This is a genomic window from Mobiluncus curtisii subsp. curtisii ATCC 35241 (assembly GCF_000146285.1).
Taxonomy (GTDB): domain Bacteria; phylum Actinomycetota; class Actinomycetes; order Actinomycetales; family Actinomycetaceae; genus Mobiluncus; species Mobiluncus curtisii.
Genome location: NZ_GL385912.1, coordinates 1,183,580 through 1,207,531, shown reverse-complemented (window position 1 = coordinate 1,207,531; position 23,952 = coordinate 1,183,580). Strand labels below are relative to the sequence as shown.

Annotated in this window: 23 protein-coding genes; 6 read left to right on the top strand and 17 right to left on the bottom strand. The window is 58.8% G+C overall.

Annotation, left to right across the window (positions count from 1 at the left end; genetic code table 11):
* The first annotated feature begins 91 nt into the window (after positions 1–91).
* Positions 92–574: an ArsR/SmtB family transcription factor gene (locus tag HMPREF0574_RS05325; protein ID WP_004007685.1), complete on the top strand. Its 483-nt coding sequence runs from the start codon at positions 92–94 to the stop codon at positions 572–574.
* 48 nt (positions 575–622) lie between these two features.
* Here HMPREF0574_RS05325 and HMPREF0574_RS05320 read toward each other — a convergent pair whose 3' ends face one another.
* From HMPREF0574_RS05320 to HMPREF0574_RS05305, 4 genes are all read right to left on the bottom strand, one after another.
* Positions 623–1,999, bottom strand: coding sequence for an MFS transporter (locus HMPREF0574_RS05320; RefSeq protein ID WP_004007684.1), 1,377 nt, complete (start codon positions 1,997–1,999; stop codon positions 623–625).
* 139 nt (positions 2,000–2,138) lie between these two features.
* Positions 2,139–2,861 carry a hypothetical protein gene (locus HMPREF0574_RS05315; protein ID WP_004007683.1) on the bottom strand — a complete coding sequence of 241 codons (723 nt, stop codon included), beginning with the start codon at positions 2,859–2,861 and terminating at the stop codon, positions 2,139–2,141.
* A complete protein-coding gene (locus HMPREF0574_RS05310; RefSeq protein WP_004007682.1) occupies positions 2,858–4,405 on the bottom strand; it encodes an MFS transporter in 1,548 nt (515 codons plus the stop codon). The genes HMPREF0574_RS05315 and HMPREF0574_RS05310 overlap by 4 nt, the downstream gene beginning before the upstream one ends.
* A gap of 259 nt (positions 4,406–4,664) precedes the next feature.
* On the bottom strand, positions 4,665–5,393 hold the full coding sequence (locus tag HMPREF0574_RS05305) for an IspD/TarI family cytidylyltransferase (RefSeq protein WP_004007681.1): 729 nt from the start codon (positions 5,391–5,393) through the stop codon (positions 4,665–4,667).
* A 595-nt stretch (positions 5,394–5,988) separates the two neighbouring features.
* On the opposite strand from HMPREF0574_RS05305, the gene HMPREF0574_RS05300 reads away from it, so the two are divergent.
* The 4 genes from HMPREF0574_RS05300 to HMPREF0574_RS05285 are packed head-to-tail and all read left to right on the top strand — an operon-like array spanning position 5,989 to position 10,098.
* On the top strand, positions 5,989–7,485 hold the full coding sequence (locus tag HMPREF0574_RS05300; protein ID WP_004007680.1) for a DUF1538 domain-containing protein: 1,497 nt from the start codon (positions 5,989–5,991) through the stop codon (positions 7,483–7,485).
* Positions 7,478–8,155: a P-II family nitrogen regulator gene (locus tag HMPREF0574_RS05295; RefSeq protein WP_004007679.1), complete on the top strand. Its 678-nt coding sequence runs from the start codon at positions 7,478–7,480 to the stop codon at positions 8,153–8,155. Before HMPREF0574_RS05300 ends, HMPREF0574_RS05295 begins: the two co-directional genes overlap by 8 nt.
* Entirely contained in the window at positions 8,156–9,790 is a 1,635-nt protein-coding gene (locus tag HMPREF0574_RS05290) for a DUF1538 domain-containing protein (protein WP_004007678.1), read from the top strand.
* Positions 9,787–10,098: a P-II family nitrogen regulator gene (locus tag HMPREF0574_RS05285; protein WP_004007677.1), complete on the top strand. Its 312-nt coding sequence runs from the start codon at positions 9,787–9,789 to the stop codon at positions 10,096–10,098. The genes HMPREF0574_RS05290 and HMPREF0574_RS05285 overlap by 4 nt, the downstream gene beginning before the upstream one ends.
* An 89-nt stretch (positions 10,099–10,187) precedes the next feature.
* Here the strand turns inward: HMPREF0574_RS05285 and HMPREF0574_RS05280 are convergent, their stop codons facing one another.
* Complete coding sequence (locus tag HMPREF0574_RS05280; protein ID WP_004007676.1) at positions 10,188–10,670, bottom strand: CarD family transcriptional regulator; 483 nt, start codon at positions 10,668–10,670, stop codon at positions 10,188–10,190.
* Positions 10,671–10,809: 139 nt separating this feature from the next.
* Here HMPREF0574_RS05280 and HMPREF0574_RS05275 point away from each other — a divergent pair, with 139 nt between their 5' ends.
* Positions 10,810–11,043 carry a hypothetical protein gene (locus tag HMPREF0574_RS05275; protein ID WP_004007675.1) on the top strand — a complete coding sequence of 78 codons (234 nt, stop codon included), beginning with the start codon at positions 10,810–10,812 and terminating at the stop codon, positions 11,041–11,043.
* 269 nt (positions 11,044–11,312) lie between these two features.
* Here the strand turns inward: HMPREF0574_RS05275 and HMPREF0574_RS05270 are convergent, their stop codons facing one another.
* From HMPREF0574_RS05270 to HMPREF0574_RS05215, 12 genes are all read right to left on the bottom strand, one after another.
* Positions 11,313–12,047, bottom strand: a complete 735-nt coding sequence (locus tag HMPREF0574_RS05270) for a phosphoglyceromutase (protein WP_004007674.1) — start codon at positions 12,045–12,047, stop codon at positions 11,313–11,315.
* A 78-nt stretch (positions 12,048–12,125) separates the two neighbouring features.
* Positions 12,126–12,449, bottom strand: coding sequence for an AzlD domain-containing protein (locus HMPREF0574_RS05265; RefSeq protein ID WP_004007673.1), 324 nt, complete (start codon positions 12,447–12,449; stop codon positions 12,126–12,128).
* Complete coding sequence (locus HMPREF0574_RS05260; RefSeq protein ID WP_004007672.1) at positions 12,446–13,204, bottom strand: AzlC family ABC transporter permease; 759 nt, start codon at positions 13,202–13,204, stop codon at positions 12,446–12,448. Before HMPREF0574_RS05260 ends, HMPREF0574_RS05265 begins: the two co-directional genes overlap by 4 nt.
* Before the next feature lie 21 nt (positions 13,205–13,225).
* Entirely contained in the window at positions 13,226–14,746 is a 1,521-nt protein-coding gene (gene cysS, locus HMPREF0574_RS05255; RefSeq protein WP_004007671.1) for a cysteine--tRNA ligase, read from the bottom strand.
* 211 nt (positions 14,747–14,957) lie between these two features.
* Entirely contained in the window at positions 14,958–15,935 is a 978-nt protein-coding gene (rlmB, locus tag HMPREF0574_RS05250) for a 23S rRNA (guanosine(2251)-2'-O)-methyltransferase RlmB (RefSeq protein ID WP_004007670.1), read from the bottom strand.
* A gap of 59 nt (positions 15,936–15,994) precedes the next feature.
* A complete protein-coding gene (locus HMPREF0574_RS05245) occupies positions 15,995–16,549 on the bottom strand; it encodes a DUF1003 domain-containing protein (RefSeq protein WP_004007669.1) in 555 nt (184 codons plus the stop codon).
* On the bottom strand, positions 16,542–18,026 hold the full coding sequence (locus HMPREF0574_RS05240) for a magnesium transporter MgtE N-terminal domain-containing protein (RefSeq protein ID WP_004007668.1): 1,485 nt from the start codon (positions 18,024–18,026) through the stop codon (positions 16,542–16,544). Before HMPREF0574_RS05240 ends, HMPREF0574_RS05245 begins: the two co-directional genes overlap by 8 nt.
* 41 nt (positions 18,027–18,067) lie before the next feature.
* Positions 18,068–18,988, bottom strand: a complete 921-nt coding sequence (locus tag HMPREF0574_RS05235; RefSeq protein WP_004007667.1) for a cytochrome c biogenesis CcdA family protein — start codon at positions 18,986–18,988, stop codon at positions 18,068–18,070.
* 70 nt (positions 18,989–19,058) lie between these two features.
* On the bottom strand, positions 19,059–19,913 hold the full coding sequence (locus HMPREF0574_RS05230; RefSeq protein WP_004007666.1) for a DsbA family protein: 855 nt from the start codon (positions 19,911–19,913) through the stop codon (positions 19,059–19,061).
* A 66-nt stretch (positions 19,914–19,979) separates the two neighbouring features.
* Complete coding sequence (locus HMPREF0574_RS05225) at positions 19,980–21,830, bottom strand: N-acetylmuramoyl-L-alanine amidase (protein ID WP_004007665.1); 1,851 nt, start codon at positions 21,828–21,830, stop codon at positions 19,980–19,982.
* Between the two features lie 21 nt (positions 21,831–21,851).
* On the bottom strand, positions 21,852–23,042 hold the full coding sequence (locus HMPREF0574_RS05220) for a variant leucine-rich repeat-containing protein (protein ID WP_004007664.1): 1,191 nt from the start codon (positions 23,040–23,042) through the stop codon (positions 21,852–21,854).
* Between the two features lie 66 nt (positions 23,043–23,108).
* The gene (locus HMPREF0574_RS05215) at positions 23,109–23,909 is read right to left on the bottom strand and encodes an anaerobic ribonucleoside-triphosphate reductase activating protein (protein WP_004007663.1); all 801 of its coding nucleotides are present in this window, start codon (positions 23,907–23,909) and stop codon (positions 23,109–23,111) included.
* Between the last annotated feature and the right edge of the window lie 43 nt (positions 23,910–23,952).

Below are 23,952 nucleotides of genomic sequence, written 5' to 3'. Positions count from 1 at the left end.
AATTCTCTCGGTAGCAAGGAAATCCAGAGATAACGCGCCAAAATCAGATGGATAATGTCACAATTGGAGAGATGCAAGGAAGGAAACAGTCATGAGCAAGCTGCCCGCCGCCGAGATACGTGCCCTGCGTGAAATCTTGGCGCATCCTCACGGAATTGGTGCGGGATGCCGGTGCGCGACGGAGACGGAGCTGCCGCCCCACGAAAGCGGAAAACCTCATGCATCCGAGGAAACTCACGACGAAAACCAGACCCGCCATGGTCGACCGGCGCACTCCCCCATGCAGCCGGTAGACATCGATGAGATTGCGAACACCTGGGCGCCTCGCTTCGAATTGCTCGCCGACCTAACCCGGCTGAAACTGCTGTCCTATATGCATATTTATCCCGGTTCTTGCGTCCAGGATTTAGCTAACGCGGCGGGGATTACCCAGACGGCAGCCTCACAAGCGCTGCGGGTCTTGCGTGACGAAGGTTGGGTTAGCGCCGATCGCGACGGGCGCTTGATGCGCTACACCTTGAAAGACACCGCTGCACACCAGATGCTGCATTTTATTGGGCACATCCACGTGTAGCTTTATGGTGAGAAACCCCAGAAACGCTGCGGTAATGCGGAACTCGGCTCAGTAACCAGAAGCGGACAGCGGTTTGATGTGGCGCAGAATCAACGCCAAGACGATGACCACCACTGCCAGTGATCCAGAAATTGCCACCACTCCCGACCAACCCAAGGCAGTCCAGCCAAAACCTGCCAACGTGCCGAAAATCGAGCCACCGGCATAGTACACAATCGAGTAGGCTGACGAAGCCTGACCGGTGGCTCCGACCCCGGACACTGCCCGAGCCGTGACCCAGCCGGTCGCGACGGAATGAACCCCAAAGAATCCAATGGTAAACACCACCAGACCCGCAAAAATCGCCCACAACGGTCTGGCTAACATCATCAAAATCCCCACCAGATAGATGATGCCGGCGAGCGGAACTACTGCCCGCCTGCCGAAACGCGAAGCCAGGCTACCTGCCGTAGAAGCCGCGACCGAACCAAACAGATTGACCAGGAAAATCAGGGAAACAATCCAGGTCGCCAGGAAGTAAGGCGCGCCGGTCAAACGGTAAGGCATCATGTTGAGGATGCTTTGATAAGCGCCCAGGGCGGTGCCGGCGACGACGAACAGCAGCACCAAACCAGGTTCGGTCAAGACATCCTTAGTGTGTTGCAGCAGGGCTTTCAACCCCGGCTCAGCTTTAGAGAAACCCTCCTGCTGAGGCAAAAGTAGCCACACCAGCAGCGTGCCGACCACGCCGATGCACCCCAGGACAGTGATGGTCATATCCCACCCCACCAGGTGAGACAAAAACCCGGAGAGAATCCTGCCCAACATGCCACCAATCGCGGTTCCCGCCACGTAAGAACCGGCTGCCTTGGGCAGCTCAGCCGGACAGATTTCCTCAGCCAGGTAAGCCGTCGCCACCGCGGGCAAACCTGCCAAAGCCATGCCTTGCACAAAACGCCCCACCATCAGCAACCCCCAGTTCGGGGTAAACCCCAAGACGATACCCAGGAGGGAAGCCACGAACAGGGAAATCAAAATAATCGGGCGGCGCCCCAAACGCTCCGAGGACGGTCCGATAAAGAACATCGAAATTGCCAGCGCCAAGGTCGTCAACGACAGCGCCAGCGACGCTGTGACCGGGGAAATCGAGAAAAACTTCGAGATGTCCGGCAGCAGCACCTGCACCTCATAAATCTGCGCGAACGTCACGAAACCCGCTACGAACAGGGCAAACTTGATGCGGCGGTATTCCGGGTCGTGACTGGTGTAGCCGGTGAAAGCCGCTTGGGCGGCAGGACGCAGCGCAGTCAAGGGCAAATCCTCAACCGGAATGGGAATGCCGCCCGGCTCGGTGCGGGCGGCATCAATCATGGCAGGATCGGGAGAAGCCAGGATACTGTCAGGCTGGCGAGGACCAGGAGCCTTAGATTTGCGAACTGACGACATATTGCCAGTATATTCCTCGGCGGAATGCCCGCTGACCGACTGAAACGGCTCAGGAGGCAACGCCACAGATATGGCACGCAGGGGACCGGGTAGCGTGCAAAAGGTGGGGGCAGCGGAACTCGTGCAGGGGCGGGGGACTCTACTCGGTGTACAGCGGGGCGAGCCGCGCATAGAAACGCGACGAGAAATCCTGGAAATCCTGCGCTATATCCGGAGCGGTGTCCGTGGAATCCACCAGGGACAGTGCCAAAACCGCGTTACCCTGCGGGACGTAGCACACGTCCAAAGTCTGGCTTACCTGGTTACTTGTCACGGTTTGGCGGTATCCGGCGGGGCAAGACACGGCAGGGTCGTTCGCTTTTATAGTCATCTTTACAGTGCCGGTCGGGGCGCTCACGGTCACTTCTTCGCAGTCCCTGACCATGGTGTTGAGGTCATCAATCATCGACTGCACGTCCTGCTCGGAGGGCGCCAGGAATACTTGAGCTGCCGCCTGCCCGTCAGACGCTGGGGCCGCCAGAGAGGACCAGTGCAGCATCGGAAGATTGAAAGAATTGCGCATCATGGCTTGGCAGCCGGAACCAGCGGGCGCAAACTTCAGTCTGTTGGGATTTTTCAGTTCGCGCACCAGGTCCCCCGCCAGGTCGACCTGTTGACGCAACTGGGTGGATTCGTCCTCGTTAAACGGTGTGAGCGAGTGCCCCGCCAGTTTCAGGTCAGCGAAAATGGCAGCCGTCGCGCCGATGCCAGGAGAACCGGGCGCCGGTATCGCGTCCACTTTGCTTTGATCTGAGGCACAACCAGTCAAGCTCAACGCCACCAGACCGACCGCGGCAACTAGGGAGATAAGTCGGCGTTTCATTGGGCACCTCCGGGGGTTTGTGTGGGGTCTGGCGTGCTGGGTGGGGGAGTTTCCACCGGGAGTTCCACCGGCTGACCGAATCCGGAGGGCGAAACCGTCACGGAAACGTCCCCCTCCAGACTTGTGGAGTCGCCCGAAACCGCAGCAGGAACGGAAACCTCCGGCGCTTCTTGAGGCGCCCGCTTGAGGACGGTGTGGTCCTCACGCACCGGCAGCAACATCAACAACCCCAGCAGCAGCACCAGCCCAATCCCGAGGATGCCCCAGTACTGAGCCTGCGCATGAATCGCCATCATCGGACCGCCCGGACCCGTAGTCACGGACAGCAAAGCGGGCGGGATAAACGGGGTAAACTGCTGACCCAAGCTGATGAACAGGGTAAACATTAGGGGAGCCAGCCACGTCACCGAACGCCCCGTCATCTGGTAGAGCCCAAACACCTCGCCCTCGTGACCCTCGGGAATGCGTCGCGCCAAGAAAGAACGCGACGCGGACTGCGCCGGACCAACCCACAACGTCATGAACAGCCCAATCGTCCACATGATGATTTTGCCTTGGGCGTGCAGGGCGAAAACCCCCAAACAGCAGGCTACCAGCATGATGAGGGAGAAAATCATGACTTTCTTGGGACCGATTTTGTCGTCAAAGAAACCCATCAACGTCGTGGCGATACCCGCCGCGACGTTGGCGACGACTGCGAAAATAATGACTTCCCCCGCAGAGAAACCGAAGGTCACCGCGGCGATGATGCCGCCGAAGGTAAAGACGCCGGACAGTCCATCGCGGAAAATCGCGGAGGCAATCAGGAAGTACAGCACGTTCGGGGCGTTGCGAAACAACCAGGCGATAGTTTGGAACAGCTTTTTGTAGGAGGTGAAAATGGACTCGTGAGGCAGGTTTTCGCTACCCGGTACGACTCGCCCGCGCACGGTGAACAGCACCGGCACAAAGAAAATCAGCGACCATGCGGCGGCTACCAGCATCGCGACCCGCACCCCCATGCCGTTCGAGGTATCCAAGCCGGTGAAGTTATTTTCCGAGATAAACCCGAAATTCAGGAACATCAACAGGACGATCCCGCCGAAATACCCGCTCGCCCAGCCGATGCCGCTGATTTTTCCGATGTTGTCGGCGTTGGAAATCCGGGTCAGCATGGCGTAATAGTTCACGGTGGCGAACTCGAAGAACATGGTCATCAGCGCCAGCAGGCCCACACCCAGCCACAGAAAGTTCGGGTGCGGAGCTACAAAGAACATCGCTGCCAAGCAAACGATGATGATTGCCGAAAACACTCCCAGCCAGAATGTTCCTTTGCCGCGCCGATCCGCGCGCTGCCCGGTGATAGGGGCGGTCAACGCCACGATAATCCCCGCGATGGTCATGCCGGTTGAGACAGCCTGTGAAGAGGCGGTTTGGTTGCCAAAAGCGGCCCCGGTCAGGTACACCGTGAACACGAAAGTGGTCGCGACCGCGTTAACGGAGGCGCCGCCGGCGTCCCACATACACCAAGTTAACTTTTGGACGAATCCGCCTTCTTTTACCATTGTTTTCCCTTTCAAAGAGCTTCGACTAAAACGGTCCCCCGGACCGTTTTTTGACGCCTTCGCGCCCGGCCCGCGATGGCTCGTGCGCTTCGCGCTGCCATCGCGCCCCCATACACCAAGTTGGTTTTTGGTTGGGTCCGCCTGGTTTTGGCATGTCTTTCCCCTTTGCCGACTTTACTGTTAACCTACCGGTTTTATCTCCGGGATTGGTTAAGTTTCTCGTGTTATCCAGGGTGTTCGTTGCTTAGGAGTGGGGACGTCAGCGGTGCGGGGAGTGCTGGAATTCGGCGAGGGTCAAATCGGCGGGGGTGGTGATTTTGTAGGCGGCGTAATCGCCAACTACGGTCACGACAGGTTGATTCGCGGCTTCATACAGCGCCGCATCGTCGGAAAACGCGGTGGACTCCGCAATCGCCCGCTCGGCAAACCGCTCGTGTAGCGCAGCCAACTCATGCAGGTAAAAGCCCTGGGGTGTTTGGACTGCGCGCAAAGTCGCGCGGTTTGGGGTGGTAGTGACGATCTCGACAGGCTCGTCGGGACGGGTCCGCGGAGCTACGACCTTGATTGTGTCGGTGACTGCCAGGGCAGGAACCACGGCTCGGTGGCCGTCTCGCAAAGCTGCCACCACGCGGTCAAACACGGTGGAGGGTGTGAAAGGGCGGGCTGCGTCGTGAACCAGGACCAGGTCATCGTCTCGTGCTGGGCCCACCGCATTTATCAGTGCGCGCAGGGCTGCTGCGACGGAACCTTGTCGTGAAGAACCGCCGGGGATGACCAAAGTGGGGAAGTCGAAACCGGAAACCACCGATTGAAAACGGTCGAGCTGTGCCGACGGGGCGTTGACAACCACAAAATCACAGCTGGGCAGACCTTTTAAAGCCCATTCCAGCAGCGGGCGACCCGCTACCGGAACCAGTGCTTTGGGCATGCCGCAGCCGAGTCGAGTGCCCGACCCCGCCGCTGTCAGCACCACAAAAAGTCTCACCATGCCAATTTACCCCCAAAATTTTCCCCTAGTTTTGGCGTTCGATTAATTCTCTGCGCTGTGCCATATCAGGCACTCCGAGCCGCGTAAATAGGCTTTATCCTCGGTTTTTGAGAAATTTAAGGGCTGTTCGTTGGTGGATTTCGGGGTGCTCGTGGATTAAGAGTGGAAATAGGGCAGTAGCTGCCAATAATGGCAGCTACTGCCCGAATCCCACCTTATATTCACAACCCAGCGAGTATCCCCAGATTATGTTGCCCGAAATCGGTGTCTATGCTCCGGATTTTCTGCCATGTTTAGGTGTGAAAACTTCTGTGGTTTTTCGGAATAGTTGCACTAACGACCGATTTCAACCCAGAATTTGGACCATCATTGAGTCCCGGTTTTCTAAACCTGCAGGTTATAGCAATTCTAGTTGCGTGGAGCCCGCACTTATCGGCGTGAAATCGGTCATTCGTGCAATACAAGCCGGTTTTACGCGAGGGCGGTGGCGGAGGCATCCCCCCGAGCGCCGCCAGACCTCGCGCTGCCGGAGCGATACTTTTTGGCGGAATAACTTGATAGGCTGGCATAAAACCGCCCCTATGGAGGAGCCAAGTTGCTTGCTGATTTTTCTGCCCCGCTGCGAAAGTTAAAAGAGACGCTGTTCTCTGTGACACCGATTGTGGGCATTGTCGTGATTTTGGCACTCACGCTGGTTCCCTTGGAAGGCTCACTGCCGGCACGTTTCGCCTTGGGCACGTTAGCCATAATCGTGGGGCTGGCGATATTCCTGCTGGGAGTGGATATTGGTCTGACCCCCATCGGGCAGCTGCTGGGTCACGCTATCGCTCGATCCGGCAAGCTCGCAGTCGTGATAGCAGCGACTTTTGTGCTGGGTCTGTTTGTTTCAGTTGCTGAGCCTGACCTGCACATATATGGCGGTCAAGTGGAGCTGATTACCGGCGGAATGCTGGGCAAGCTCTTTTTGGTGCTGGTGGTGAGCTTGGGGATAGCGGTGCTCCTGACCATCGGAATGGTCCGCATCATCCGTTCCGTTCCCTTGAAATTTATCCTCCTGGGTGCCTACATTTTGGTGGCGGTCCTGGGATTTTTTGCCCCCACTGAGTACCTCGCAATTTCTTTCGATGCTTCCGGCGCCACTACCGGGGCATTGACTGTGCCGTTCATCTTGGCGATGGCGGCAGGCGTCTCCGCGATGAAAAAGGATTCCCGCAGCGGAGAAGCCGATGCGTTTGGGCTGGTGGGGATTGCTTCCGCGGGGGCAATTTTGGCAGTGTTGGTCACTGCGGTCATATTTCAACTGGGTCAGATTCCTCGTGACATTCCTGCCCCGGAAGTGTTGGATCTCAGTCCCCTTGCGGCGTTGGCACAAGAAGCTCCGCGTCAGGTTCGCGATGTGGCGCTCGGACTGGCTCCGATTCTGACCGCATTCGTGGTGGGTGCTGTGGCAAAGTTTTTCCCCTTGAACGTGGCGAAACTGCGCCGTATCATCTGGGGCCTCGTGTTTTCCTATGCCGGATTGGTGGTTTTCTTGACCGGGGTCAACGCGGGCTTCATGGACGTGGGGCGTACCATTGGCGAAACGTTGGCAGCTAACCAGCCTCCCGCCCTGCTGCTGGCAGTGGCATTCCTGCTGGGGATAGTGACGATTCTGGCGGAGCCGGCAGTTTATGTGCTGATGGATCAGGTAGAGGATGTTACGGCAGGGGCGGTGCGCCGCAAAGCGGTGATGTTCTCGCTGGCACTAGGGGTGGGCGTGGCGGTCGTGCTGTCTACTGCGCGGGTCCTGGTGCCCACACTGGAGCTGTGGCACATCCTGTTGCCGGGATATGCCGTGGCAATCGTGATGATGCGTTACGCCCCGTCGCTGTTTACCGGTATCGCTTTTGATTCTGGCGGGGTGGCGTCCGGTCCGATGACTGCCACTTTCGTCCTAGCTTTTGCCCAGGGGGCGGCAGCGGGGACGCCGGGGGCAAATGTGGTGGTGGACGGACTGGGAGTGATTGCCACGGTAGCCATGACGCCGCTGATTACCATTCAAATTCTCGGACTAATATATTCTTCTAAGACAAGGAAGGTTTCCCATGCTTGAGAAAGACTGGCACAAAGACGCCGTGTTACTGTACGTGGTGGTCAATGACCAGATGGCCTCCAAAGTTATTGCTGAGGCGAAAAAACACGGGATTCGTGGCGCGACGGTGATGCTGGGACGGGGCACCATCAAAAATAAGTGGCTCAACGCTATCGGCGTGGTGGATTCCCGCAAAGAAGTCCTCATCATGGGAGCGGACACCGCTACTGCCAAAACCGCGATGGGCGCCCTGGCAAAACGTTTCCATTTCGAGAAACCCAACCGGGGTATCGCTTTTGCGGTTGAAATGGAGGGTATCGCGGGAACGTCCGCCATCGAACGTTGGCCCGAACCCCCCGCAGATCACGCCACGGAACCTACACAGTGGCAACTCATCACCACAATCGTGGAGCACGGTCGGGCGGAAGACGTAGTTGAGGCGGCGCAAAGTGCCGGCTCTCGCGGAGGTACTATCATCGCCGGACGCGGCTCGGGAGTAGCCCAAACCGAACTGGTGCTGGGCATGGAAATCGAACCGGAAAAAGACATTGTATTTATGCTCGCCCCTGCCCAGACTGCCCCTCAGATAGAGGAAGCCATCGACCAGCGTCTCGATTTGGAAAAACCGAACCACGGTATCCTTTTCACCCAAAATGTGGTTGCCGTCAGCGGGCTGTACCAGGGAGCATAGATGAATACCTTAACCGCAAAGCTCTGGGAAACGACCAAATCGGTCCTGCCCATTGCCGGTGTTGTGGTGCTGATGCATCTCACAGTAGTTCCCTTGCCGGGCGTGCTGCTGCCACGTTTCGGATTGGGTGCCGTCGCGGTTATCGTCGGACTGTCGCTGTTTTTGCTGGGGGTCGAGGTTGGTATCGCCCCTATTGGACGGATTATGTCCTCTACCGTGGTGAAGTCCGGACGGGTGACGGTGGTCATGACCGTCACGTTTGTGCTGGGTTTCCTGTTGACCATGGCAGAGCCGGATATTCTCATCTATGCGGCGCAGGTCAACACGCTGACCAGCGGAGTCGTGTCCTCCATCCTGCTGATTGTGGTGGTTTCAGCTGGGCTGGCAGTATTGCTGTGTCTGGGCATGGTGCGGATTCTGCGAGGCTGGAAACTGCGCTGGGTGCTGCTGGGGTCTTATGCGCTGGTGGCGTTGCTGGCGTTGGTAGCTCCGATGCAATATCTGGCGATTGCTTTCGACGCCTCCGGTGCCACTACCGGACCGCTCACGGTGCCGGTCGTGTTGGCTTTCGCGACCGGGGTGGCGTCCCTGAAACGTGACTCGGCGCGTAGCGAATCGGACGCTTTCGGGCTGGTGGCGATTGCTTGTGTAGGGGCGATTCTGGCGCTGCAAATCACGTCTATCTTGCTGCACTTGGGCACTCTGCCGAGCACTGGACCGACCCTGACCCCTGACACTACCCATTTATTTGAACCGCTGGTGCGGCATTTCCCGATGGAAGCCCGCAGTGTCAGTCTCGCTCTCGCTCCGCTTTTGGCGCTGTTTTTGATTGGAAACGTCACGGTTTTCAAACTGCACAAGTCCGTGCGTCGAAGCGTCATTGCGGGTATCGTCATGGCGTTTTTGGGGCTGACTTTCTTCCTGACCGGCGCCAATGGTGGTTTCATGGATGTGGGGCGCACTATCGGGGTGAGCTTGGCACTTCACGGCAGCGCGCCGTTACTGCTGACCATTGCTTTCGCGCTGGGTTTCCTGGCGGTGTTGGCAGAACCGGCAGTGCACGTCCTGACGGAGCAGGTCCAGGAGGTCACTTCGGGTTCGGTGCGTGCCTCTGCGGTGATGGCAGCGATGGCACTAGGTGTAGGCTTGGCAGTACTGCTGTCTACGTTGCGCCTGGTAGTGCCCAGTTTAGAGCTGTGGCACCTGCTGCTGCCGGGATACCTGGTGGCGGTCGGGCTGACGTTTGTGTCTTCAGAACTGTTCGGCGGGCTGGCTTTTGACGGTGGCGGGGTGGCGCCCGGACCGATGTTGACCACGTTTGTGTTGGCTTTTGCGCAGGGTGCAGCTGCCGGCACGCCCACAGCGGATGTGGTGGAGGATGGTCTGGGGCTCATCACTATGGTCGCGTTGATGCCTCCGATTGTGATTCAGCTGCTCGGTGTCGTGTTCCAGGCTCGTGCCCGGCGCCGGACGAACTTGCGTGCCAAAGACCCGTGGGCGAGCCCCGCCCCGACTGAGGACGACGACGCTCTCGCGTCCCCCACCACTTGTGCAAACTCCACCCCCCGCGCTGCTGCCCTCGCGGCAGGGCATCAACTGGATGATACCAGCCACGGAAAGAAGGAAAACTCATGATTCAGGCGATATTGACCATTGTGGAAAAAGGCCACGCCGAAGAGGTTATCGACGCGGCGGTGCAGGCTGGCTCGCACGGTGGGACGATTATTAATGCGCGCGGTTCCGGGGTTCACGAAACCGCTACCCTGTTTGGGATGGGTATCGAACCGGAAAAAGAGTTGGTGATGATTTTGGCTGACCAGGCGAATACCCCGCAGATTGTGGATACGATTTACGAGACTTTGGATTTGCGCCAGCCCGGAAACGGTATTGTTTTCGTGCAAAATACGACCCGCGTGCGCGGACTTTACCAACCGACCGAGTAGGGTAGGCACAGCCTACAAACGGGCGCAGCGGACAAAAAATAATAGTTGGAGGTTTTCCTCCAACTATTATTTGTAAAAGTTATGGTGTTTTAGGAAGCCAAGACTTCGTCCAGACGCAGCGAAGCGTCCTCTTCATTGGTCTTTTCAGCCAATGCCAGTTCGGAAACCAGAATCTGACGTGCCTTGGTCAACATCCGCTTTTCACCGGCGGATAGTCCACGGTTCGAGTCCCTGCGGGACAGGTCACGCACGACTTCGGCAACTTTTACCACGTCGCCGGTAGCGATTTTTTCCACGTTGGCTTTGTAGCGACGCGACCAGTTGGACGGCTCGTCGGTCTTTTTGGCGCGCAGCACCTCAAAGACGTGTTCCAGTCCGGCTTCGTCAACGACGTCGCGGACGCCAACCATCTCGACGTTTTCGGATGGAATCTGGATGGTGAGGTCGCCTTGGGCTACACGGAGCTTGAGATATTCGCGTTCCACACCTCCAATAACTCGGGTTATGATCTCTTCGATCGTGGCAGCCCCATGATGGGGATAAACGACGGTTTCTCCAACCTTAAATGTCATATTGAAAATCTCCCGTTTTTGAGGTGGATATACTTATCTTATCACAATTTTGTGGTAAAGAGCAATTAAAAGTGTGTCCTCTTTTGGCGCAATGGTGCGAAAAAAGCCCGCCAATGCACGATAATTTACCGAGGTAACAATGATTGAACCGAAGAGAAAAAAGAAGTCCGGGCGTAAAAAGAAACAAGGCATTGACCTAACAAACGCTCCGGTGAAACGAAAAGCAGTCCGGGCGGCGCGTCGGGTGGTGGCTTCACAAGCTGCGGATTTGGCGGCTTTGCACGGAACTGAGGCGGAACTGCTGGATCCTCCGGTCTATGAAGTGTCGCGTCGTGGGATTCTGGCAGAACCGTCGCGGGGTACCGAATTCTAGAATCCGCGACACGCCGGGAAACTCGCGGAAAAGTGGCGACACTCCCGGTATGTTTCCGGGTTTGCGCGGCCCCGCAGGCGGATCCGAGCAAACTCCAGACCGACCGGTGAGCGACGTCTCCCACTAGCCTGACCCACCGACCTTCTGCGTCACACGCTGACCGGGTGAATGGGACCGCGGAACCTCCAGCCCGCTCCGCAAACCACCCACGAGCCACAAAAATGGGGCGCCTCGGCAGACCGAAGCGCCCCAAACAGTTGTTTGAGGGACTATTTGCCCTGATTCGCCACTGCTTTAATCGCATTGGCGGCTGCATCCGGATCCAGGTAGCGACCGTGCGAGACAGGCTTAAAGTCTTCGCCCAGCTCGTAGTACAGCGGAATCCCGGTGGGAATGTTCAGACCCGAAATCTCATCATCGCTGATGGAATCCAAGTGCTTCACAATGGCGCGCAGCGAGTTGCCGTGGGCTGCCACCATGACGGTCTTGCCGGTCTTAAGGTCTGGGATGACTGCATCCTTCCAGTAGGGCAGAGCACGTTCCAGCACGTCCTTGAGACATTCCGCCCGCGGAATCGGCTCGCCGGCGTAACGTGGATCGGCGTCCTGGCTAAACTCGGAACCGAGTTCAATCTGGGGCGGCGGCACGTCATAGGAACGGCGCCACTGCATGAACAAATCCTCGCCGTATTCATCGCGGATAGCTTTCTTGTTCAAGCCCTGCAGGGCACCGTAGTGCCGTTCGTTCAATCTCCACGAGCGGTGCACCGGAATCCAGTGCCGGTTGCACGCGTCCAATGCCAAGTTAGCGGTCATAATCGCGCGGCGCAGCAGGGAAGTGTGTAAGACGTCAGGCAGGATGCCTTCCTTCTTAAGCAGCTCACCGCCGTGGGTAGCTTCGGCGCGCCCCTTTTCACTCAAAGGCACGTCAACCCACCCGGTAAACAGGTTTTTTGCATTCCATTCGCTCTCGCCGTGGCGGAGCAACACAAGTTTGTATGTCATAGTTTCATTCTTCCACAGCGGTTTGCCTGTAACAGGGCATTTGGTCCTGGTTTCTGGCGTGGCGGGGCATTAGCGAATTCACGAAAGCGCGGACAGGAATCCTGGTGCGACCTCACACACCCACACCGTGACCGCCGCCGCGACAGCCACAACAAACAGCGACTGTCCTCGCCAGGACAGCACCAGTGCCACCCCAATGCCCAACACTGCGGAAATCAAGGAACCGGTGGACAGGAAAGCAGCGGGAATAATCATGGCTGCCAATACTGCCCACGGCACGTAATACAGGAAAGAATTCACCCAGGGGGACTTGATGTCTCGGCGCAACACCAGCAGCGGCAGAGTGCGCAAAGCATAGGTGACCAGCGCGGTCACCAGGATAGCCGCGGGTATGTAGCTCATGATTCCCCTGCTTTCCCGGTTGTGCTGTCGGAATGATCCCGGTTCGCTGCCGACTCCTGGGGCGGAAAGAACGTGGCCCCTAGTCCCGCTGCCACCAAGGTAGCGATAATGATGCGCCAGCCCAAGGACAGCTGGGACGCGAGGGGGGCAAAAGTGAGTGTGATTGAAGTCCCTGCTGCGATTGCGGTCACGATTTTTACCCGCGAGGACTGTTTAAACGGGGGGATGACAATCGCGATAAACATGGCATAGAGCAGAATCCCCGCCGCGTTTTCGACCGATTTAGGCAGCCCCGTACCGGCAAACGCTCCGACCAGAGTACCCCCGACCCAGCCTAAAAAGGGCAGAATCATCGAACCCGCATAATGAGCGAAACCGACATGGGCGCGACCAATGTTAATGGCATAAATCTCGTCGGTGACGCCGAGCCCCAGCAACATCCGCTTGCAGGTCCCGACTGGATGCGGGTTGGTGCTGGTCAGGCGTTGAGACAGGGAGGTGCTCATCAACAGGTAGCGTAAATTCACCAATAATGTGGTTATAGCTAGCTCCACCAGACCGCCGTGGGCAGCAATGATAGATATGCCCGCAAACTGACCGGTAGAGGACACATTAGTGAGGGAAAAAATAGCCGAAGAGAGTGGCGGCAAGTGACCCTGTGCCCAATAAATACCAATGGCGATGGACACTGCGAAATAGCCCAGCCCGATGGGAAGTCCCGCCTTGATTCCCGCGGTAAAATCGTGTGTTTTCACAGTCTGACCTGCTTCACGAGACTAGCTGAACGTGACCGAACCGCACTGGACGCCGGCAGGGGTGTCCACCACCGGGGCGACGTGGGTTTGCAACAGGTCACGAATCGCGTCGGCACGACCCCAATCTCGCTGCGCTTTCGCCTCACCACGCTGCTGCAAAAGGGCGGTGACCAGCGCTGTTAGGCTGTCGTTTGGGGTCTCTGTGGGGTTGGGCGCAGTGCCAGGAGTCTCGGCCGCGGATACAGACGCGACCCAAGCCGGGTCGTGTGGATCCAGACCGAACACGTCTAACATGGCGCGCAATTGCAGGGCTTCCTGCTGAGCGCCTGTCGTGTCTCCGCTGTTCAAAGCCGCTTTACCGGTTTTTAATGTGCGGTGCAGCGCGGGCAGAGCGCCGGGAACATTCAGGTCATCGTCCAGAGCTGCCACAAAGTCATCAGGTAACTCGACCGCAGCGAGTTCGCGTTGCCGGGCGAGGTCTGGATTGACGTCGCCATAGACATTGCGAACCTCTGGAGCCGCCGTCTCCGCCGGGACGGACCGAGGAACTTGCAGGAGAAAACTGGTGAATTTGTCCCACAACAAAGCCGCCTGCTTCAAGGAATCCTCGGAGTATTCCAGATTCGTCCGATAGTGCGTGGTGACCACGGACATCCGCACCACTGCCGGATCCCAATCCTCCAGCAGGCGGCGTACCCCGACTACGTTGCCGACAGACTTCGACATTTTTTCGCCCTTAAGCGTCAGCCAGGCGTTGTGCATCCAGTAGCGGGCAAATCCCCAGCCCGCGCCGTGCGACTGTGCCATCTCGTTTTCATGATGGGGAAAGCGCAGGTCCAGCCCGCCGCCGTGAATGTCGAACGTGTCGCCCAGATAGGCCTGGCTCATGGCTGAGCACTCCAGGTGCCAGCCGGGACGCCCGCGTCCCCAGGGCGCATCCCAAGTCGCGTCGCTGGGTTCGTCGTCTTTTGCGGCTTTCCACAGGGCAAAGTCACGCGGGTCGCGCTTGCCCGTCTCGGTGGCGGTGTCGATTTGGGACTCGTCCTCGGTAGAAGCGAGTTCGCTAACCGGCTGGTTCGTCAGCGCGCCGTAGTCCGGCAGGGACGTGACCGAGAAGTACACGTTGCCGTTCGTGTCGCTGTAGGCGTGACCCCGCTCAAGTAAGCGCTCAATCAGCGCAATCTGTTGGGGAATATGCCCGGTAGCGTGCGGGGTCACGGTCGGGGGCACGGTGTTCAAAGCCCGGTACGCAAAGTCGAATTCCCGCTCGAAATGTGCCGCCAGCTCCCACCACGGCACGCCGGCAGCGGCTGATTTAGCCAAAATCTTGTCGTCAATGTCCGTGACGTTACGCACGTAAGTTACCGCGTATCCCCGCCGGCGCAACCACCGCACCAGCACGTCGAAGTTCAGCGCGGCGCGCAAATGTCCCAGGTGAGGAGCCCCTTGCACAGTTGGTCCGCACAGATAGAGCCCCACTTTCCCCGGTGTGACCGGTACAAAGTCGCGAACTTCATGCGTGGCGGAATCAAAAATCTTCATGAGCTAAGTCTACTGGTTCGGCGCTGTTTGGTGCAGTAGTCGTGGCGCATGCACGAATGACCGATTTCAAGACAAATTATGGGATTGGCGCGACGCGCGAGGTCTAAAACCGCAGGTTGTAGCGATTTTAGTGGCGTGCAGCAAGCTTAAGGCGCGATGAAAACGGTCATTCGTGCACGGCATACCCAATTTCGCGGCAGCCTCAGCTCGTCTAACCCCGCAGGGCGGCGATTTGGTACAGGGCGATGCCGGTAGCGACAGCGGCGTTTAGCGACTCCATGCGTTTATCAATGGGGATGGACACAATCTGGTCGCAGGTCTCGCGCACCAGCCGGGAAATCCCTTTGCCTTCCGAGCCGGTCACGACCACCAGGGGCTGATCCGCCAGCTTCAAGTCGGGCAAATCCACGTCCCCCCCGCCGTCCAAACCGATAGCGAAAGCCCCCTCCGCCTGCAGCTGCTGCAAGGCATGAGTCAGGTTTCGCGCTTTAGCGACGGGCACAATCGCCGCCGCCCCCGCGGAAACTTTCCACACGGCAGCGGTGACCGAAGCTGACCGGTGCTCGCCAATAATGACCCCGTCAGCTCCAAAAGCCGCCGCGGAACGCAGCGTCGCTCCCAGGTTGTGTGGGTCAGTGACCTGGTCTAGCACAATCAATAGGGGGGGATGATTCGGCTCAGATTTAGCCCGAGTCACCGCGCGGTCCCACAAATCCATGACCTCGGCGTAATTGTAAGCGGCGATTTCTGCCGCAATTCCTTGATGGGTTCCTCCCGCGGTGATACGGTCCAGGTCGGCGGGGGAGCATTCTTGCAGCTTTGCTCCCGAAGCAGCCCCGCGCTGCACCACTTTGGACAGGCGCTCATCTTTCATGAGCGAAGCGGAAACGAACAAGCGTTTCAGCGGCACCCCGGCGGCAGCGGCTTCGACGACCGGGTTGCGTCCGAAAATGATTTCGCTGTCAGCAGCGGTGTTGGGACGGTACCTGTCTCTTGCAGCAGCCCGCTGGGTCACTCCCGAGGTATGCGTGGCTTTGCGTTCCGCCTCCAGACGGTCACGGTATGCCTGGTGATAAGGACGATTAGCAGCTTTCGGGGTCGGTCCCTTGCCTTTCAAGCGGTGCCGGCGTACCCCGCCACTGCCTTTCGGGGCGTGTGAAGCAGATTTCTTTGGACTCATGCCAACCATTTTACCTAAGAGGATTTCACTGGGCGCAAACTCACTGTGTGCCCAGGGCAGGTAAACCGTCAGCGCTGCACAGGATTCGCGTCAGAGTACGTGTCGTCGGGTTCTTCGGAGGAATCAGCGGTGCGCTGTTCCAGCTCATCGAGCAGGTCACGGATTTCGGAACGCACAAAATCGCGGGTCGCCAGCTCGGATACTGCCAAACGCAGGGCAGCAATTTCACGGGTGAGGTATTCCGTATCAGCCAAGGTTCGGGCAGCCTGCTGACGGTCCTGCTCGGCAATAACGCGGTCGCGGTCATCCTGCCGGTTTTGCGCAAACATGATGAGCGGTGCGGCATAGGAAGCCTGGGTGGAAAACATCAGGTTCAACAGGATAAACGGATAGGGATCCCACGGGTTATCCCCCAGGGAGCGGGTCAACACCAGGTTCGCGGCAATCCAGACCCCCACGAAGACGGTCATCCACAGGATGAACTTGGAGGTACCCATGAACCGGGCAGTGCTCTCTGCCACCCTGGTGAATAGCGAACGATCCTGGGCGCCCATCTGGGAGCGCCGCCGCCACCCGAACACTCCGCGACGTCCGTCGGTGGGGGTCTCCAATCCCTTAGACATGGGGGTTGACCTCCTTACCTGCCTTTTTCCCGGTTTCTGGCAGTGACTGCGGGGCCCGGTCGGGATTCGTCACGAGGGCGTTCGTCGGGAGAATCGTGACCGTGGCGTCATCCTCGTCACTGGGGGCGCCTTCCGCATCGTCTGAAGCCAAGGCAGCACCGGTGTCTTGTGCGGTTTCCTCATCGTTGGCGGCAGCGGCTTCGGCCTCCGCAATGGCGGCTTCTTCCGCTTCGGCGCGGTCATCCCACCGCCAGTCATCCGGCAGCAGGTGGTCCAAAACGTCGTCAACCGAGACGGCGCCCAGCAGGGAACCGGAAACTGGTCCCACGACCGGGATAGCCGTTAGGTTGTACGTTGCCATAGTACGTGTCAGGTAGTCCACCGAACGATCCGGGGTGACGGCCTCCAGGTCGGTGTCGACGATGTTTCCCAGCATGACGTGGGGCGGTTCCCGCAAGGCTCGTTGTAGGTGTACGACCCCGATAAATTTGCCGGTGGGCGTCTCCAGGGGCGGGCGGGCAATCATGGCGATGGCTGCCAGCGCGGGAGGTATGTCGCGGCGCTGCACATGCGCCAGCATGGTGGCAACCGTGTCGTCGGGAGCCAGTACCACCGGCTCGGTAGTCATCAGACCGCCAGCTGTTTCTTCATCGTAAGCCAGCAGACGCCGCACGTCTTTCGCTTCGTCCGGCTCCATCAGTTCCAGCAGGTTAGCCGCGACTTCTCGCGGAAGTTCTGCCACCAGGTCGGCAGCGTCGTCGGGCTGCATGACATCCAACACGTCGGCGGCTCGCGCCGGTTCCAGGGAGGAAACAATCTTTACCTGATCGTCTTCCTCCAACTCTTCTAGGATGTCAGCCAGGCGGCTATCCGGCAGCTGGGAAGCGACCGAAAGCATCCGGGAATCAGACAAATCGTGCAGCGCGTCAGCCATATCGGCAGGTTTCATGTCTCCCAAAGTGGCCAGCAGGGAATCCGCTGCTTGATCGGCGCCCCCGACTGATAAACCAGTGACTTCGTCGATTCCGACATGCAAGGTTTCCCCGAGCCGGGTGCGGAAAGCCCCCCGGCGCGCCCGCGCCACGTAAAGTTCCGTTACTGCCCAAGTCCGGTCCTTTTGCCGTTCTATTGCCAAATCCAGAATCTGTGCCTGACCCGAACCGTCCTTTAACGTCACGATTCGATCCAAAACGTCTTGAATCGCGCAGGTTTCCAGTGGGCGAGCCTGGAAACGACGTAAGTTCACCAGCCCGGTCGTGATGACGGCGCCGGATTTGATGGCAGTGACGCGGGTGATAGGCACGAAAACCCGGTGGGCGCGCGTGACTTCCACCACTAAACCTACAGCGACGGGCGGTCGACGGTGCAGCAAAACGACCACGTCATACACTTTTCCCACCGGATCCCCAATGGGATCAAAAACGGCGGTTCCCCCCAGGCGTCCTACGAAGACGCGTTCCACTTCGTCTCTGCTCACGCCTAAATCCTACCTGTTTGCGCCGGTGAGGGTGGGAAACTTCAGGAGGCAGAGTCGGCCGCGGTGTCGTCAGAAGGGTAGGGGCGGCGCTTTCCCCACAGATAAACTGTCACGAAGGCGGCCAGCAGCGCGGCCAGCAGCCAGAACAGCCAGTTGGGAATTCCCGCGAGGGTGCGTTGCACCGCAAACTCTAGATTTGATTGGGCGCTGGCGGACAGCAGGGAAGTCGCCAGACCGCCGGGACCCGACAGTGCCATGACCAGCCCTAACAGCGTAATCAGTAGTCCGGAAACCAAGTTTCCGAGCGTGGAATCTCGCCCCAAAACTTTGATGGGACGCGGACGCAGCACCTGATTCGGAATCAGGTTCCACAGGAATGACAGCACTGCGACCGGAGTAAACATGCCCACGCCAAAGGCGAACATGGTAAAGAATCCGGTCACAGGAGAGCCGCCGCTGACACTGAAAGCGAGGATGGAGCCCAGGATGGGGGCTTGACAGCCGGTCGCGGCGACTCCGTAAGTCAGCCCTAACAGGAAAATCGCTGCCGGTGCGGTGCGTTCGACCGGGACGTGTCCCTCTCGCGGGGACGGGCTTGAAACTTGAGCTCGTCGCGTGGCGCGTTGCCATTTCCAGACCTGCCAGCGGGTGCGTAGTCGACCAAAGTTCGGTACCGGCAGCGCCAAGGCTTGCCACAAACCGAACAGGACGATGACCAGCCCCGCCCACACCGTCAGACCGCGCAGTTTCGCGTTCAACATCGCCCCGAGTGCCCCAAAGGCGGCTCCGGTGGGCAGTAATCCCGCCATAAGCCCCAGGAAGAACACGGCGGTGCGAGACGCCAACTTGGTTTTTGACGAAAAAGCGTAAGAAAAGAAAGACGGAATCAGCAGGGCAGAACAGGGTGAAAACAGGGTCAGAATCCCTCCGGCATAAGCCACCGCGAAGGTTACTGAGTCCATTTTGTGTCCTTCCCCGCGGGTCTAACGGCCCGCTGCGAGATTGAAACCTGAATCGCTTGGTGACCAGGTCCTATTTGGTAGCCAGGAACTTTTGGTACTCGATAGAGTGCTCAAAGTATTCAATCGGATAGGCTCCTGAAATCGTGGAATCGCCCAGCACGAAGAACGGCGTGCCGTTGACACCTACCGAATGCCCGGAATCTGTTTCCTCGGAAACGGTGGCTTGTGCTTCGGGGGAGTTCATGTCGGTCTTGAACCGGCCCAAGTCAGTGATGCCGATGGATTGAGCGATTTGGATGACTTTGTTTTCGTCATAAGTGGGGTGCTCTCCCTCTGGCGCGGTGTGGTAGGCTGCCCGCACGAAATCCCACAGTTTGCCCTGTTTCATTGCCGCAATTGAAGCCTTGGCGGCTATATCGGATTGATATTGGTCAGCGAAAATGACCATGTTGTGCCACTGGATTTTGAGAGTGCCGTCATCTACGTATTTTTGCAGTTTCGGCAGCGTATCGTTGCCCCAGCTGGTACACATCGGGCAGGAAAAATCGCTCAATACAGTCAGTGTCACCGGGGCGTCGGGCTTCCCGAGGGTGCGTTCGGGCTCATCCGCCCCGTCTCGCAGGATTTTCATGGCTTTTAGCCCGCCCTCGTTCGTGACGGAGGAGGCGAAGTCTTGACCGGGGACCAAGCCCGTTTGCGCCACGAAATCTGCCACGGCCTTTTGCGCGTCACCAGCAGTGGCGCCACCGGCAGTGGTTTTTTGCGGGCTGCTGGGGGAGGCTGCGGGGGTGTTCGCTCCCGGAGCCGTGGTGCGCCCCAGGAAAAACGCGATGGCTAAAAGCACCAAAACAGCTAGGACACCAATAATTTTCAAAGCCCACACGTTAGCGGCGCTGCGTTCCACAGATTTGTTCTTATCGCTCATTTTCCCCTCATATTCCAAAGACTGGTTAATTAAAGCATAACGGAGGTGCGGTTTGCCGCCCGGCTGCTACTGTCCGCCAGTAGGGGCAGCCGGGGAGGGCGACCCCGCAGCGGGAGACTGCGGCGATGTCGCCGCTGTCGTACCCGAAGCTGCCGGGGCAGGTTTCGATGCCGGTCGGGCTGCCTCTGCCCACGCCTTTAAACCGTCGAACAAGGATTGGGCGTAGCGTTCCTGACCGGTATCTGACTTCATCAGGGCAGCATCAGCCGGGTTACGCATCTCTCCAAGCTCCACCATTGCGGCGGGCACCTCCGAAAAATTCAATGTCGCCACATCGGAACGTTTCCATATCCCGCTGCTGATAGACCCGCCGGACTGGGGCGTGAATCCGCCCTCTTGCAGAGACTTCACCAGTTTGGTAGCCAAATCTGAGGCGGGCTGTTTTTGAGCCTCATTCAGGGGCGGCTCTGAAATCATCACGAAGAATCCGTGCTGAGCCGTGTCCGTGGTTCCGTTGGCGTGAATAGACACCATCACGTCCGCCCCGACCTTTTGCGCAAACTGACCGCGGGCGTCCACGCACGGACCCACGCCCTGATCGGAATCACGCGTCAGGAACACGGTGGCTCCCGCTGCCTCCAGTTTGGTCTTTAGGGCGTTCGCAATCTTCCAGTTGAACTCGTGTTCGGTGTAGCCGTCAGCGGTAGCAGTGCCGGTCGTGTTGCAGGGTTTTTGACCACCGCGTCCGTCGGGAACATTCGTCCCGATTTGCTGCCAAGCGGCGGCGTTACCGCCATTGTGTCCCGGATCAAGGGCGACTTTCAGTCCGCTCAGTCCCCCGGCGGTCCCGGCAGCGGGGTCCTCCGAGGGGTCTGCGTTTCCGATGGAGTCTGGATTGTTCGAGTTCGGTTTGGCGAAGTCTCTGGGGGTAGCTGTGACGGTCACGGTCGGACGCGGCACCAGGTTCATCCCTGCGCTCACCCCGATTCCCACGCTGACCAGGGACAGGATGATTCCTCCTGCCAGGACTACCAGCGGCGAAATACCGTCGCTCGGACGCGGTTCGGAGCTTCCCGTACCAACTCGACGCAACCGTAACTTGGAGGGTCCCTCTGGAGTTTGGGCAGTGAGGGACTTCCAGCGTGGTTCAGATAAATCTGCCCGTGAGGGTGGGGTGCCCAAAGTTTTTTGCGGAGTGCGCGGGGATACCGCTTTTAGGCGTTCCCAGTCAGTGTCCGGGTGTGCCGCGGCGCGTGGGGAAGTCTGGTGCGTTTTCGAGAGAGGACGAGCGCCGGTCCCCGGAGCACCGGTTCGGGGTGAGGCGGTGGCAGCGCTGGTCCCGCCCATTTCGTCCCATCCGGACACTAAAGATTTCCACCCTTCGGAATGGACCGGTTCGGGTCGGCGCTGCGTGGGTTTGCGCCCCGTGGGACTCGTGGTTCGTGCCGGTGGGGTGGTGGGGGTAGGGGGGCTGGCGGGTTCTCCCGGAGCCAGGGGGGTGTCGAAATCCGCGCGCATCGCGTCGGGGACTTCCGCGGCGTGGAATTCCGGAGTATCCGCAGCTGCTGACGGGGTGAAAGGAGGATCTTGGTGCTGCGAACCGTCCGCGTTCAGCATGTTTTGGGCATTGGCCAGCAGGGCAGCAATCCCCGGATTATCGCCGTAGGGCAGTTGCGGTATCTGGTTGGCGCTGGCGGCACCAGCCGCCTCGGCAGCGGCGGAAAACTCTTCAAAAAAGCTAGCAGCGTGGGTATCCGCCAGGCTAGATCCTGAATCGCGCTCGGGGCGAGACGCCGCACCTAGGGCGGGGGGCAGGTGGCGGCTCGGGGGCTCGCCCAGGGAGGAGGAACGTGCCGGGGGCGCAGAAGGGTAATCCTGGGTCGGTTCCCAGGTGTCGAATTCCTCCCAGTTAGGCATGTTTCTCCTGAATATGTTTGCTTATCGCGCGGGGGCGTCTTGCTGATGGTAGTCCTGCTTGGCAAAGAAAAAGCCTTTGCCGGTCATCTTGTTCCAGCATTCAGTGCCGGTATATTTCGATTGACAGGCGAAATTTTGATACGTCATGGCAGTATCGTGAAGAATCGTGTCTCCGCTGGGGGAATAGTTCTGATTGGGCTGGCAGGTGACGTTTGGGTCGCCGTCTTTCATGCTGATGACCAAAGAATCCTGTTTTGGCGTGCAGCCTGCCGCGGTGCTGACCAGGTTGCGCACCTGGCAGATGAGTTCTTCGCCGTCTACCCGGCAGGTGGAGTCTCCGGTTTCGGTGACAAAAGACTGGATGTTTTGGGCGTTGGCTGGGGCGGGAGCCTTTTCTGTGGCGGTGGGAGCTTCACTGGCGGTGCTTGGGGAGTTCGTGTCAGTCTGAGGGGAATCATCACCAATAACCCCGGTCAGCACCAAGGTTACCGCGATACCCATCCCTATCACTGCAAGCAGCAGGATGATGAAAATGACCCACAACACAGCGTTGGATTTTGGCTTTTCCGCTGGCAGATAGGGTTCGGGGACAGGAGCCATCATCGGGGCGTTGCCGCTAACGGGAGCCAGGTATTGAGTTGGTGTCGCTGCGGCGGGAATCGCGCCATAGTATCCGGTTCCCAAGTTTTGGCTTGGTGCGGCATTGGGGGGGAAAGACGGAGGCAGACCGGGAGCCGCTACCGGGCTGGATATGGGGGCGTTTATCGGCGGCAAGACTGTGGTTTCTGCGGGGTTTTGCCCCAGTATTGAAGTGCGGTGGGGACTTCCGGGAGTTTCCCCGGCGGTGGAATCCGTGGCTGCCTCAGGCACCAGGGTGGTCGGTTGCGGTGTGTCAGTGGCGGTGGGTTCGACTGTCTCGGGAGTCTCCTGAGCTGTGGGGGTTGCCGATTCGCGGGGGCTTGGTGACGCAGACGGTTCGGGCAGGGGTAGGGAAGGCATGGGCATGATTTGACCAGCTTCAAAAGCCGCTTGTCGCTCACGCAGGGCGACGAGGACTTCGGGTTCTTTTTTGTTCACGAGCCAGTCGAGCAGTCCCGTATATGCCGCGGGGTTTTTCGCGATTAAAGGGCGTAGTTCCGCATTGGTAGCCAGCTGTTGTAGATCCAAACCGGGAGTAGACGGGTCACTAGCCTGGGAGCGTAGTTCATCCATACGGTCATTATTCCATAAATTCGCGTCTTTCCATGTGTACCTTGGGGTTTGACGAGGGTTGTGGGATCAGCCGGCGGTTCCGCGAAAAGTGAAATGTGTAAACATCCCGGTGAGTTCTTCAGCTTGGCGAGCCAAGTCAACCGCAAAGGATTTAGCATGATTTTGGGCGCAAAGCTCTTGAAATTCTGGGCGTGTACCGTCTGGTCGAGCCTGTTGCACCGCTAGGCATTCCACCCCGCGCTCGCGCAGAGCCTGGGCTAAGGCGGGGAGGGCTGCGGGATTCGTATCGCGCGGATCAGTTCCGGGATAGGCGGTGATGCGTACCTCATAGTCTGACAGCGTTCCCGCGCGATGCGCTGCCAACACCAGGTCCAAAGCCCGCCAAGCGTCTGTGCCGGCGCGATGCGCTTGGGGACGCCCCACCACTTGTGGATAGTTTTGTGCCAGACCCTTTACGTCCAAACCGACCCAATCGAGCAACCCGGCATTCAGCAGCTGTTCCAGACGCTTCGGGTAGGCTCCCCCGGTGTGCAGCCCCAACAGAAAGCCGAGGTCACGCGCCCGCTGGGCGGCGGGCATCAGTGCTGCTTGGCGAGTCGGCTCCCCTCCGGAAAACACCACCCCGTCCAGCAAACCGCGCCGCCGCCCCAGCAGCTCCCACAAGTCTGCCTCCTGGTAACCGGCAGGCGCCCGCGGGTCAATAATGGCAACATTCTGGCAATATCCGCAGTTCCAGGGGCATCCCTGCAGGAACACGGATGCCACCAATTTTCCCGGCCAATCTACCGTAGAAAACGGCGTCACCCCTGCGATGACCAAACCCGTGAGCGGGCTGACCGCGGTGCTATCCGTAACTGCTGTGGACATGGGCGCTCCTTCTTGATTAAATGCATGACCCAGGTAACCCAGT